This is a genomic window from Pseudoalteromonas rhizosphaerae, assembly GCF_028885455.1.
GTDB lineage: Bacteria > Pseudomonadota > Gammaproteobacteria > Enterobacterales > Alteromonadaceae > Pseudoalteromonas > Pseudoalteromonas rhizosphaerae.
The window spans coordinates 619,571-633,849 of the sequence record NZ_CP118496.1 but is presented as its reverse complement, the minus strand read 5'-3'; the positions used below and the strand labels follow the sequence as shown (position 1 = coordinate 633,849).

At 43.5% G+C, this 14,279-nt stretch carries 8 protein-coding genes; all 8 read right to left on the bottom strand.

Translation table 11 applies throughout. The features are described 5' to 3' along the window. Positions 1-148: 148 nt before the first annotated feature. A complete protein-coding gene (locus PVK79_RS02855; protein ID WP_274804050.1) occupies positions 149-337 on the bottom strand; it encodes a hypothetical protein in 189 nt (62 codons plus the stop codon). 454 nt (positions 338-791) lie between these two features. Further along, positions 792-1,976: an elongation factor Tu gene (gene tuf, locus PVK79_RS02850; RefSeq protein ID WP_257325261.1), complete on the bottom strand. Its 1,185-nt coding sequence runs from the start codon at positions 1,974-1,976 to the stop codon at positions 792-794. A 63-nt stretch (positions 1,977-2,039) separates the two neighbouring features. Continuing rightward, positions 2,040-4,154 (bottom strand): elongation factor G, encoded by a 2,115-nt coding sequence (fusA, locus tag PVK79_RS02845; RefSeq protein WP_145238305.1) that lies wholly within the window; start codon positions 4,152-4,154, stop codon positions 2,040-2,042. 27 nt (positions 4,155-4,181) lie between these two features. After that, complete coding sequence (gene rpsG, locus PVK79_RS02840; RefSeq protein ID WP_054206871.1) at positions 4,182-4,652, bottom strand: 30S ribosomal protein S7; 471 nt, start codon at positions 4,650-4,652, stop codon at positions 4,182-4,184. A 97-nt stretch (positions 4,653-4,749) separates the two neighbouring features. Beyond that, positions 4,750-5,124 (bottom strand): 30S ribosomal protein S12, encoded by a 375-nt coding sequence (rpsL, locus tag PVK79_RS02835; protein WP_002958885.1) that lies wholly within the window; start codon positions 5,122-5,124, stop codon positions 4,750-4,752. A gap of 194 nt (positions 5,125-5,318) precedes the next feature. Next, entirely contained in the window at positions 5,319-9,494 is a 4,176-nt protein-coding gene (rpoC, locus tag PVK79_RS02830) for a DNA-directed RNA polymerase subunit beta' (protein ID WP_145238302.1), read from the bottom strand. 103 nt (positions 9,495-9,597) lie between these two features. Then, positions 9,598-13,623, bottom strand: coding sequence for a DNA-directed RNA polymerase subunit beta (gene rpoB, locus PVK79_RS02825; protein WP_145238299.1), 4,026 nt, complete (start codon positions 13,621-13,623; stop codon positions 9,598-9,600). A 271-nt stretch (positions 13,624-13,894) separates the two neighbouring features. Further along, a complete protein-coding gene (rplL, locus tag PVK79_RS02820; protein WP_064668694.1) occupies positions 13,895-14,257 on the bottom strand; it encodes a 50S ribosomal protein L7/L12 in 363 nt (120 codons plus the stop codon). Between the last annotated feature and the right edge of the window lie 22 nt (positions 14,258-14,279).

Sequence of the window (14,279 nt, the reverse complement as noted above, 5' to 3'; positions counted from 1 at the left end):
AGTTCCATTGATACGATTTGGTCAAGAATGTCTGTAGTAATGAGAGCATCATATTAGGTAGGTTTTGTTACTTAAAAAGTGACTTTATGTTACATAAAAATTAAAAGTTACATTATTTTTGTTTGTTATATCATAACGTTACAATGGTTCAGCGGTAAGCGGTAAGCGGTAAGCGGTAAGCGGTAAGCGGTAAGCGGTAAGCGGTAAGCGGTAAGCGGTAAGCGGTAAGCGGTAAGCGGTAAGCGGTAAGCGGTAAGCGGTAAGCGGTAAGCGGTAAGCGGTAAGCGGTAAGCGGTAAGCGGTAAGCGGTAAGCGGTAAAAATCTAGATCTCCTCAACTTAAATAGCAAGAAAATTTAATATATTTACTTTCTGTTATAAACGCGGTGGCAAGCCACTCGCCTACAAGTACATATTAACACCGAGCAGCTTAAAGCTTTCCGCTTAGAGCTTACAGCTCAAATCGCAGGCATTAAAAAAGGCCACCGAAGTGACCTTTTTCTAACAATTAACTTAAAAGTTAATTATTACTCTACGATAGTTGCTACAAAGCACCTACGCCTAAGGTAATAGCGCCACCTTCACATGACGTAAATCCCAGGCATTAAAAAAGGCCACCGAAGTGACCTTTTTCTAACAATTAACTTAAAAGTTAATTATTACTCATTGAACGTTGCTACAAAGCACCTACGCCTATGGGTAACAGCGCCACCTTCACATGACGTAAATCGTAGGCATTAAAAAAGGCCACCGAAGTGACCTTTTTCTAACAATTAACTTAAAAGTTAATTATTACTCAACGATAGTTGCAACAACACCAGCACCTACAGTACGGCCACCTTCGCGGATTGCGAAACGTAGACCTTCATCCATTGCGATTGGAGAGATTAACTTTACAGTCATCTTAACGTTATCGCCAGGCATTACCATTTCTACGCCATCTGGTAACTGTACGTCACCAGTTACGTCAGTTGTACGGAAGTAGAACTGTGGACGGTAACCTTTGAAGAATGGAGTATGACGACCACCTTCATCTTTAGAAAGTACGTATACTTCTGAAGTGAATGTTGTATGTGGGTTGATTGAACCAGGCTTAGCTAGTACTTGACCACGTTCAACGTCTTCACGTTTAGTACCACGTAGAAGTGCACCAATGTTCTCACCAGCACGACCTTCGTCAAGTAGTTTACGGAACATTTCAACACCAGTACAAGTAGATTTAGTTGTATCATGGATACCAACAATTTCTACTTCGTCATTGATGCGGATGATACCAGCTTCAACACGACCAGTTACAACAGTACCACGACCTTGGATTGAGAAAACGTCTTCGATAGGCATGATGAATGGCTTATCGATGTCACGCTCTGGCTCTGGGATGTAAGAATCAAGTGCGTTTGCAAGCTCAATGATCTTGTCTTCCCACTCTTTCTCGCCTTCTAACGCTTTAAGCGCAGAACCAGCGATTAGTGGTAAGTCATCACCTGGGAAATCGTACTCAGAAAGAAGTTCACGAACTTCCATTTCTACTAGTTCAAGTAGCTCTTCGTCATCAACCATGTCACATTTGTTCATGAATACGATGATGTAAGGAACGCCAACTTGACGAGAAAGAAGGATGTGCTCACGCGTTTGTGGCATAGGGCCATCAGTCGCAGCAACAACAAGGATAGCGCCATCCATTTGAGCAGCACCAGTGATCATGTTTTTAACATAATCGGCGTGTCCAGGACAATCTACGTGTGCGTAGTGACGAGTAGGCGTATCGTACTCAACGTGTGAAGTTGAGATTGTGATACCGCGCTCGCGCTCTTCTGGAGCGTTATCGATTGATGCGAAATCTTTAGCAACACCGCCGTATACTTTTGCAAGTACGTTAGTGATTGCTGCAGTTAGGGTAGTTTTACCGTGGTCAACGTGGCCGATTGTACCTACGTTTACATGCGGTTTTACGCGTTCAAACTTTGCTTTTGCCATCTTAAAAAATTCCTATAAAGAAATTAAAGGTTCAGTCCACTGTGGACCAAACCGAGCTAAAAATTACTTAACAGCGCGAGCTGTAATTATTGTGTCCGCAACATGTTTCGAGGCTTCAGCGTACTTCAAAAACTCCATAGAGTATGAGGCACGGCCTTGTGTTGCAGATCGTAGATCAGTAGCATAACCAAACATTTCAGAAAGCGGAACCTGGGCGTTAATTAATTTAAGTCCACCTAGCGCATCTTCCATGCCTTCGATCATGCCGCGGCGACGGTTTAAGTCACCAACTACATCACCCATGTTTGCTTCAGGAGTGAGTACTTCAACCTTCATCATTGGCTCTAATAGTACAGGGTCTGCTTGTAGCGCACCTTGTTTCATTGCCAGTGAACCCGCTATTTTAAATGCCATTTCATTCGAATCTACATCATGGAATGAACCATCATATAAAGTCGCTTTCACACCAAGTAATGGGTAGCCTGCCAGCACACCTTGAGACATTTGCTCTTGGATGCCTTTGTCTACCGCAGGGATGTATTCTTTTGGAACTGAGCCACCTACGGTTTCGTTAACGAACTCGTAAATTGGGGCTTCATCATCCGAAATATCCATCGGTTCAAGTTTAAGCCAGACATGACCATATTGACCACGTCCACCTGATTGACGTATGAATTTACCTTCAACTTTAACAGTTGAACGAATAGCTTCACGGTAAGAAACCTGCGGCTTACCAACGTTACATTCAACACTGAATTCACGTTTCATACGGTCGACAATGATATCAAGGTGAAGTTCACCCATACCAGAAATAATAGTCTGGCCTGATTCTTCGTCAGTTTGTACGCGAAAAGACGGATCTTCTGCCGCTAGTTTACCTAGCGCGATACCCATCTTATCTTGGTCAGCGATTGTGCGAGGCTCAACCGCAACAGAGATGACTGGTTCAGGGAATTCCATACGCTCAAGCGTAATAATAGAATTCGGATCACACAGTGTTTCACCTGTTGTTACGTCTTTGAGACCAATAGCCGCCGCAATATCACCTGCGTAGACTTCTTTGATCTCTTCACGTGAGTTTGAATGCATCTGAACGATACGGCCAAGACGCTCACGCTTACATTTTACTGGGTTGTATACCGCGTCACCCTGTTTAACAGTACCAGAGTAAACACGGAAGAAAGTTAAAGTACCAACGAACGGGTCTGTTGCAATTTTAAAAGCAAGTGCAGCAAACGGTGCGTTGTCATTAGCTGGACGTTCTTCCTCAGTTCCATCTTCAAGGATACCTTGAATTTGTTTCACTTGTGTTGGTGCAGGCATATATTCAATAACGCCATCAAGCACAGCTTGAACGCCTTTATTTTTAAATGCACTACCACATGTGACTGGGACGATTTCGTTAGCCAATGTACGCTGACGCAAAGCATTTTTAATTTCTGCTTCGCTCAGGTCTTCACCTTCCAAATACTTATCCATTAGTTCTTCAGATGCTTCAGCGGCGCTTTCAACTAAGTTTGAGCGCCATTCTTCAGCTAAATCTTGAAGTTCTGCCGGTATTGCCTCATAGGTGAAAGTCATTCCCTGGTCTTCATCATTCCAGTTAATCATTTTCATTTTTATGAGGTCAATAACACCTTTAAAGTCGTCTTCAGCGCCTACCGGTAGCTGAATTGGAACAGGCGTTGCTCCAAGACGAGATTTCACCTGGCCAACAACCGTTAAGAAGTCAGCGCCCGTGCGATCCATTTTATTTACGAAGATCATTCTCGGAACTTCGTATTTGTTCGCTTGACGCCAAACTGTCTCAGTTTGCGGCTGTACACCAGATGAAGCACAAAGCACAACTACCGCACCATCAAGTACACGTAAAGAACGTTCTACTTCAATAGTGAAATCCACGTGCCCTGGAGTATCAATTATATTGATACGATGAGCGTCAAATTGCGCGTCCATCCCTTTCCAGAAACACGTTGTTGCAGCAGAAGTGATTGTGATACCACGCTCTTGTTCCTGCTCCATCCAGTCCATAGTTGCGGCGCCATCATGTACTTCACCGATCTTATGAGAAAGACCTGTGTAGAACAGAACACGTTCTGTTGTGGTGGTTTTGCCTGCATCTACGTGAGCAACAATACCGATATTGCGGTAGCGCTCAAGTGGAGTTGTACGTGCCATAAAATCCTCTTAAAGGTTAAGGACAGATTACCAACGGTAATGTGCGAATGCTTTATTCGCTTCAGCCATACGGTGAACGTCTTCACGTTTCTTAACCGCAGTGCCTTTGTTGTCAGAAGCGTCAACAAGTTCTTGAGCTAAACGTAAGCCCATAGATTTCTCGCCACGCTTACGTGCAGCGTCTACTAACCAACGCATACCTAATGCGTTGCGACGTACTGGACGTACTTCTACTGGTACTTGATACGTTGAACCACCAACACGGCGAGATTTAACCTCAACCTGTGGACGGATGTTTTCAAGTGCAGTTTCAAAGATTTCAAGGTGCGATTTGCCTGATTTCTCAGCAGCCACATCTAGCGCACCGTAAACGATTTTTTCAGCAGTAGATTTCTTGCCGTCTAACATTACGATGTTAACGAATTTTGCAAGAAGTTCCGATCCGAACTTAGGATCTGGAAGAATTTTACGTTGACCTATTACGCGTCTTCTAGGCATTTTGTATCTCCGGTTTATTCAGGTTTGCTCTTTCGAGTCAATCACCCAAAACAATAATTAAAAATATTTAGTGCTTGGCCTTACTAACGGAATACAATTAGCCTTTAGGGCGTTTTGCACCGTATTTAGAACGAGCTTGACGACGGTCGCTAACGCCTGCACAGTCAAGTGCACCACGAACAGTGTGAAAACGCACACCTGGTAAATCTTTAACACGACCACCACGGATTAGGATTACACTATGCTCTTGAAGGTTATGACCTTCACCACCAATGTATGAAGTTACTTCGAAACCGTTAGTTAAACGTACACGAGCTACTTTACGTAACGCCGAGTTTGGTTTCTTAGGTGTAGTTGTATATACGCGAGTACATACACCGCGCTTTTGCGGACACGCTTTAAGCGCAGCTGAGTTACTTTTCGTAACCTTGCTACGACGTGGCTTACGCACTAGCTGGTTAATAGTTGCCATTTAAATAGCTCCTGAAATTAAAATTACTACTGAAAAAATAAAAAAATCCGCCCTTTATTTACAAGCTCGTACCAAACGTGCAGGTAAATGGGTGGCGGAATTTTAATGAGCAAAGATTGAGCTGTCAACCTAAACCGTTAGCAAGGCAGTAGATAACTGCCTTGCAAAAACCTAATCTATTGATTAAGTTAGATTTATTGATTTCCAGATAAATCCGCGTTTAAAGCATCAGTTAGCGCTTGAGTTGCCTCTTCTGCACTTACTGTTTGCTCTTCAACTACAACTTTGCTCTGCTTACGACGAGCCATACGTTCTTGATGATACGCAAAACCGGTACCGGCTGGGATCAAACGACCCACAATTACGTTTTCTTTCAGACCGCGAAGTTCATCGCTCTTACCATTTACAGCGGCTTCAGTTAGGACACGAGTTGTCTCCTGGAACGAGGCTGCCGAGATGAAAGATTCTGTGGCTAGTGATGCTTTAGTGATACCCATTAATTGGATTTCATATTTAGCAGGTAACTTGCCTTGAGCTTCTAAGTCGCGGTTTGCGATATTAACGCGTGCCACTTCTATTTGCTCACCGGCTAAGAATTCACTATGGCCGCCGTCAAGGATCGTACACTTACGGATCATTTGACGGATAATTGTTTCAATGTGCTTGTCATTGATCTTAACGCCTTGCAAACGGTAAACCTCTTGCACTTCGTTAACGATATAGTTAGCAACATGAGTCACACCACGTAGGCGTAAGATGTCATGTGGTGATTCAGGACCATCGGCGATAACTTCACCTTTAGACACTTGCTCACCCTCAAACACGTTAAGTTGACGCCACTTAGGGATCATTTCTTCGTAATGATCGCCTTCAGCTGGAGTAATAACTAAACGCTTCTTACCTTTAGTCTCTTTACCGAAGCTAATCGTACCGGTGATCTCAGCTAAGATAGCTGGCTCTTTCGGTTTACGCGCTTCAAATAAGTCGGCTACGCGTGGTAGACCACCCGTGATATCACGAGTTTTCGAACCTTCCTGCGGAATACGTGCTAACACGTCACCTGGGTTTGCCGTTACACCGTCTGTTACTTCAATCGTAGTGTATGAAGGAAGACGAGTTTCTTGCAGACCGCGCTCTTCACTTTCGATGATAAGCTTCGGCTCTTTCGCATTTATCTTAGCAAGATCTTTAACAACTACACGGGTTAAACCAGTTAGTTCATCAGTCTGTGCTTCAGTGTTTGAGTCATCGATATCGCTGAACGATACTTTTGACTTATGCTCAAGAACGATTGGGTGACTATGCGGGTCCCAAGTAGCAACGATGTCGTTACCTTGAACTTCCGTATTGTCTTGTACTGTTAATACCGCACCGTAAGGTACTTTATAACGCTCTTTCTCACGACCATGGCTATCGATGATAGTGATTTCAGTAGAACGAGAGGTAATAACAATCTTACCGTCAGTGTTTAATACATATTTTGCGTTATGAAGCTTCAATGTACCGTTAGTTTTAACTTGTACATTGTTTTCAGCAGACGCTCTTGATGCTGCACCACCGATGTGGAAAGTACGCATCGTAAGCTGTGTACCCGGCTCACCGATTGATTGTGCCGCGATAACACCTACTGATTCACCCGCGTTGATGATATGACCACGTGCAAGGTCACGACCGTAACACTTAGCACATACACCAAAGTCGTTATCACAGGTGATAACTGAACGTACGCGAACTTCATCTACTGAGTGCTCTTCTAAAAGATCACACAGTTTTTCGTCAAGCATGATATTACGCTCTACTAGTACTGTATTAGTACCAGGGATCACAATATCTTCAGCAACAACACGACCAAGTACACGTTCGCGAAGTGCTTCTACAACGTCACCACCTTCAATAAGCGGTTTCATTGTTAAGCCATCTTCTGTGCCACAATCGTCTTCGTTGATTACCAAATCTTGTGCAACGTCTACTAGACGACGCGTTAGGTAACCCGAGTTCGCTGTTTTCAGTGCTGTATCGGCAAGACCTTTACGCGCACCATGCGTTGAGATGAAGTACTGAAGTACGTTTAGACCTTCACGGAAGTTAGCGGTGATTGGCGTCTCGATGATTGAACCATCTGGACGTGCCATTAGACCACGCATACCTGCTAGCTGACGGATCTGAGCGGCACTACCACGAGCACCAGAGTCGGCCATCATAAACACTGAGTTAAATGACGGTTGCTCTTCTTCTTCACCTTGGGCATTGATAACCGTGTCTTTTGACAAGTTGGCCATCATTTCACGTGATAAGTTTTCATTTACACGTGACCAGATATCGATAACTTTATTGTACTTTTCACCAGCCGTTACAAGACCTGATTGGAATTGTTGGTTGATTTCAGTTACTTCAGCTTCAGCTGCTTCGATAATTGATGCTTTGATCGGTGGGATAACTAAGTCATCGATACCGATTGAAACACCTGACTTCATTGCGTAGTGGAAACCGGTATACATAACTTGGTCAGCAAAGATAACTGTATCTTTAAGACCAAGACGACGGTAACACTCGTTTAATAAGCCAGAAATTTGTTTCTTACCTAGGGCCTGATTGATTGACGAAAACGGCATGCCTTTTGGTAAAATAAGAGACAAAATTGCACGACCAACAGTTGTATCGATAACAGTTACAGTGTCTTCTACTACACCATTTTCGTTTTTAACTGATTCGCTAATACGTACTTTCACGCGAGCGTGAAGGTCTGCATTACCGCTGCGGTATGCTTTTTCTGCTTCTTTTGGATCTTTTAAGATCGCGCCTTCGCCTTTCGCGTTGATGCGGTCACGGGTCATATAATATAGACCCAATACAACGTCCTGTGATGGAACGATGATTGGCTCACCATTCGCAGGAGATAGGATGTTGTTTGTTGACATCATCAATGCACGAGCTTCAAGCTGCGCTTCAATCGTTAGCGGTACGTGTACCGCCATTTGGTCACCATCGAAGTCGGCGTTGTAGGCCGCACATACTAATGGATGCAAATGGATTGCTTTACCTTCGATAAGCACAGGTTCAAACGCTTGGATACCCAAACGGTGAAGTGTTGGTGCACGGTTAAGTAATACTGGATGTTCACGAATTACTTCGTCTAATACATCCCATACTTCTGGAACTTCACGCTCTACCATTTTCTTAGCAGCTTTGATTGTCGTAGCCATGCCGCGACGCTCTAGTTTGCCATAGATAAATGGTTTGAATAGCTCAAGTGCCATCTTCTTAGGAAGACCACATTGGTGAAGCTTAAGTGTAGGACCAACTGTGATTACAGAACGGCCTGAATAATCTACACGCTTACCAAGTAAGTTCTGACGGAAACGACCTTGCTTACCCTTGATCATATCAGCAAGAGATTTAAGCGGACGCTTGTTAGAACCTGTAATTGCACGACCACGACGACCGTTATCAAGTAGCGCATCAACCGCTTCTTGTAACATACGTTTTTCGTTGCGTACGATAATATCCGGTGCAGCTAAATCTAGTAGACGTTTAAGACGGTTATTACGGTTAATAACACGACGGTAAAGGTCATTTAGATCAGAAGTCGCAAAACGGCCACCATCAAGTGGTACTAATGGACGTAGATCAGGTGGCAATACTGGAAGTACTGTCATGATCATCCACTCAGGGTTATTACCTGACTGGTGGAACGATTCCATTAATTTAAGACGTTTAGTGATCTTCTTACGCTTAGTTTCAGAGTTAATTGTTGGTAACTCTTCACGCATTTCAGCAATTAATTGCGCAAGATCGAGTTCACGAAGCAAGTCTAATACTGCTTCAGCACCCATCTTCGCTTCAAACTCATCACCGTGCTCTTCTAGTGCATCTAGGTATTCTTCTTCACCTAATAGCTGACTACGCTCAAGCGTCGTCATGCCAGGCTCAGTTACTACGAATGATTCGAAGTAAAGAACACGTTCAATATCACGAAGCGTCATATCAAGCATTAAGCCAATACGTGACGGTAATGATTTTAAAAACCATATATGTGCAACTGGGCTCGCAAGGTCGATGTGACCCATACGATCGCGACGCACTTTAGTGAGTGTTACTTCAACGCCACACTTTTCACAGATCACACCACGGTGTTTAAGACGCTTATATTTACCACATAAGCATTCATAATCTTTCACTGGACCGAAAATACGGGCACAGAATAAGCCATCGCGCTCAGGCTTGAAAGTACGGTAGTTAATAGTCTCAGGTTTCTTTACTTCACCGTATGACCATGAACGAACCATGTCTGGTGAAGCAAGACCAATGCGAATTGCATCGAATTCTTCGGTCTTATTTTGTTGCTTCAGAAACTTAAGTAAGTCTTTCACCTTAGCTCTCCTGTCGGAGTTAATCTTGAGGACGGATGATTTCGTCCCTACATTCTATTCGGCCGTAACAGATGCTGCAGGCTAGCTGCAGCATCTAATTGGCTTAATTTTCTTCCAACTCGATGTTGATACCCAGTGAGCGGATTTCTTTCAACAATACGTTGAACGATTCTGGCATACCTGGTTCCATTTTATGGTTACCATCAACGATGTTTTTATACATCTTAGTACGACCGTTCACGTCATCCGATTTCACTGTTAACATTTCTTGTAGAGTGTAAGCGGCACCGTATGCTTCTAGTGCCCATACTTCCATCTCACCGAAACGCTGGCCACCGAACTGTGCTTTACCACCCAGCGGCTGCTGAGTAACAAGGCTATAAGAACCAGTAGAACGCGCATGCATTTTGTCATCAACTAAGTGATTCAGTTTCAGCATGTACATGTAACCAACAGTTACTTGACGTTCAAACTGATCGCCAGTACGGCCATCATAAAGTGTAACCTGACCACTACGAGGGTAGCCAGCTAGCTCAAGCATGTCTTTGATTTCGCTTTCTTTCGCGCCATCAAATGCAGGAGTAGCGATTGGTAAACCACCTTTTAAGTTTTCAGCCAAACGACGAATTTCGTCATCTGTGAAGCTAGCAATGTCTACGAACTGGCGAGATTCACCAATTTCGTATGCTTGCTTGATGAAGTCACGTAGCTCATGAAGCTCACGTTGTTCTTTCATCATTTCTTCAATACGCTCACCAATACCACGAGCAGCTAGACCCATATGTGTTTCAAGGATCTGACCGATGTTCATACGTGATGGTACACCCAGCGGGTTAAGTACGATATCAACAGTACGACCTTTATCATCGTATGGCATATCTTCTACTGGTACGATAGTCGAGATAACACCTTTGTTACCGTGACGACCCGCCATTTTATCACCTGGTTGGATACGACGTTTAACAGCTAGGTATACTTTAACAATCTTAAGTACGCCTGGTGCTAAGTCATCACCTTGGGTAATTTTACGACGTTTGTTTTCAAACTTTTTATCGTATTCAGCTTTTAGCTCATCGTACTGGGCTGCTAGTTGCTCAAGTTCAGCTTGCTTATCTTCTTCAGCAAGACTTTGAGTTAGTAGCTTCTCAGCATTCAATGACGCTAATCTATCTTCATCTTGACCGGCTGCGATAAGTAACTTACGAGCACGATCTAACACGCCTGCTTCAAGAATACGGAATTCTTCGTTAAAGTCTTTTTTCGCGTCACGAAGTTGCATTTCTTCAACTTCTAGCGCGCGCTTGTCTTTTTCAACACCATCACGGGTGAAGACTTGCACGTCAATTACAGTACCTGTTACAGAGTTTGGTACACGTAATGAGCTGTCTTTAACGTCAGACGCTTTCTCACCAAAGATAGCTCGTAGTAGCTTCTCTTCAGGAGTTAATTGCGTTTCGCCTTTCGGAGTCACTTTACCTACTAGGATATCGCCGCCTTTAACTTCAGCACCGATATAAACAACACCTGATTCATCAAGCTTGCCTAGTGCAGATTCACCCACATTCGGGATATCTGCAGTGATCTCTTCAGGACCTAACTTAGTATCACGGGCAACACACTGTAGTTCTTGAATATGGATAGTCGTTAGACGATCTTCTTCAACTACGCGCTCTGATAGTAAGATTGAATCCTCGAAGTTATAACCGTTCCATGGCATGAATGCCACGCGCAAGTTTTGACCAAGGGCTAAGTCACCTAAGTCAGTCGAAGGACCATCTGCTAACACGTCACCACGAGTAACCGGTTCGCCAACCATACAAGTTGGTTTTTGGTTAATACATGTGTTTTGGTTAGAACGTGTGTATTTGGTTAAGTTGTAGATGTCGATGCCCGCTTCACCAGGGATGCGTTCTTCTTCATGTACATTAACAACGATGCGACTTGCGTCAGCATACATTACTTCACCACCACGTTTAGCAACAATCGTTACACCAGAATCTTTCGCTAGTGTTAACTCAATACCAGTACCTACTAACGGTTTGTCCGCTTTCAATGTTGGTACTGCTTGACGTTGCATGTTTGAACCCATCAATGCACGGTTAGCATCATCGTGTTCTAGGAACGGGATAAGTGCTGCCGCTACAGAGATCACCTGTTGTGGTGATACATCCATATATTGCTGGTCCATGCGACCCATAAAGGTAGATTCACCTTTGTGACGACATGGGATTAATTCATCAACAAACTCATTGGTTTCAGTTAAGTTTGAGTTCGCCTGTGCGATAACAAACTGACCTTCTTCAATGGCTGATAAGTAATCAACTTCATCAGTTACTACACCGTCTACCACTTTGCGGTAAGGTGTTTCTAAGAAACCATAGTCATTGGTACGTGCGTACGTAGACAATGAGTTAATTAGACCGATGTTTGGACCCTCAGGAGTCTCGATTGGACATACGCGACCATAGTGAGTTACGTGAACGTCACGTACTTCAAAGCCAGCGCGTTCACGTGTAAGACCGCCCGGCCCTAATGCAGAAATACGACGTTTGTGCGTCACTTCTGATAGCGGGTTATTTTGGTCCATGAACTGTGATAACTGAGACGAACCAAAGAACTCTTTAACTGCTGCCGAAATAGGTTTAGCGTTAATAAGATCTTGTGGCATGATCGCATCTAGGTCACCTAAGCTTAAACGCTCACGTACCGCACGCTCTACACGTACTAAACCTACACGGAACTGATTCTCAGCCATTTCGCCAACACTACGAATACGACGGTTGCCTAAGTGGTCGATATCATCAACATCGCCTTGACCGTTACGAATAGAAATTAATACTTTCATAACAGACACGATGTCTTCTTTGCTTAATGTGCCTGGGCCTGTGTCAGTGTCATAACCAACACGGCTATTGAACTTCATACGACCTACAGTAGATAAGTCATAACGTTCTTCAGAGAAGAACAAGTTCTCAAATAAGGCTTCAGCCGCGTCTTTCGTCGGTGGCTCGCCTGGGCGCATCATGCGATAAATTTCTACTAGTGCTTCTAAGCGGTTAGTGCTTGAATCGATACGTAACGTATCAGAAATATATGCACCGCTGTCCACTTCATTGATATATAGAGTATCAATTTTAGTGTGACCTGCTTTAACCAATTCAGCCATTAACTCTAAAGTTAATTCATCATTCGCGTTTGCAATCACTTCACCCGTTGACTCATCAACGTAGTTTCTAGCAATTACACGGCCAATGATATACTCATGGGGTACTTCTAAATGGCTAATGCCTTTTTTCTCAATGCTCTTGATATGACGCGCTGTTACACGACGGCCAGACTCAACGAACACTTCACCGTCTTCACTTTTTATATCAAAGGCAGCGGTTTCACCACGTAAACGTGATGGCACAAGTTCCATAAGAACTTTACCGTCAGTTACTTCAAACGCAGTGGTTTCGAAGAAGATGTTTAAGATCTCTTCTGTCGTGTACTCAAGTGCACGCAACATGATTGACGCCGGTAATTTACGACGACGGTCAATACGTACATATAAGTTATCTTTTGCATCAAACTCAAAATCTAACCATGAACCACGGTATGGGATAACACGTGCGTTATAAAGCACTTTACCTGATGAGTGAGTTTTACCGCGGTCGTTATCAAAGAATACACCAGGGCTACGGTGTAGCTGAGAAACGATAACACGCTCTGTACCATTGATTACAAAAGTACCGGTATCGGTCATGAGCGGAATTTCGCCCATGTAAACTTCTTGCTCTTTAATGTCTTTAACTGTGCCTGGCGCTTCTTTATCCATCACCACAAGGCGTAGTTTTACGCGAAGTGGAGCAGAATAAGTCACACCGCGAATTTGACATTCTTTTACATCGAAAACTGGCTCACCAATACGATAACTTACGTATTGAAGCTCAGAATTTCCCGAGTAGCTTTTGATTGGGAACACAGAACGGAAGGCAGCTTCCAAACCATGATCGCCATCAGCGTCCGGCACTAAGAATTTTTTAAACGATTCTAACTGCGTTGACAGTAAGAAAGGTATATCCAAAACTTGTGGACGTTTACCAAAATCCTTACGGATACGTTTCTTTTCAGAATAAGAGTAAGCCATGGGGTTCCTCAGCTTGCTGATCTTTGACCCGACCTGTTCTTGTAAGAACAGACTTAACTGGCATCTAAGCCAAGATTGTACAACATTTAATTGTTGTTCCAATTAACTCCCACTTTAACACTAGCAAACTATAAAGCGTTGAAAGTAAAGAGAAAATTAGATTTTATTTGAGCTATAGGAATACATCGCTCTATAGCGCAAAAAGGCCGGTGATTAAATAATCACCAGCCCTTGCCTGATTTCTCAGACAGCGAACTTAGCAAAAGCTAAATTACTTAACCTCAACTTCAGCACCAGCTTCAGTAAGGTCTTTAGCAAGAGCTTCAGCTTCTTCTTTAGATACACCTTCTTTAACAGGTGTAGGAGCAGCTTCAACAAGAGCTTTCGCTTCTTTAAGGCCTAGGCCAGTTGCGCTACGAACAGCTTTGATTGCCGCAACTTTATTAGCGCCAGCGCCAGTAAGGATTACGTCAAATTCTGTTTTCTCTTCAGCAGCTTCAGCAGCAGGACCTGCTACCATAGCAGCTGCAGCAGTTACGCCGAATTTTTCTTCCATTGCTTCAACAAGAGCAACAACGTCCATTACTGACATTTCAGCAATTGCGTCAAGGATTTGGTCTTTAGTTACAGACATTACAAATTTCCTAATAATTAAC

What these genes read in the sequence shown, in the direction of transcription:
- tuf (WP_257325261.1), bottom strand. Translation starts at nt 1,976, where the DNA reads ATGGCAAAAGCAAAGTTTGAACGCGTAAAACCGCATGTAAACGTAGGT.
- rplL (WP_064668694.1), bottom strand. Translation starts at nt 14,257, where the DNA reads ATGTCTGTAACTAAAGACCAAATCCTTGACGCAATTGCTGAAATGTCA.
- rpoB (WP_145238299.1), bottom strand. Translation starts at nt 13,623, where the DNA reads ATGGCTTACTCTTATTCTGAAAAGAAACGTATCCGTAAGGATTTTGGT.
- fusA (WP_145238305.1), bottom strand. Translation starts at nt 4,154, where the DNA reads ATGGCACGTACAACTCCACTTGAGCGCTACCGCAATATCGGTATTGTT.
- rpsG (WP_054206871.1), bottom strand. Translation starts at nt 4,652, where the DNA reads ATGCCTAGAAGACGCGTAATAGGTCAACGTAAAATTCTTCCAGATCCT.
- rpsL (WP_002958885.1), bottom strand. Translation starts at nt 5,124, where the DNA reads ATGGCAACTATTAACCAGCTAGTGCGTAAGCCACGTCGTAGCAAGGTT.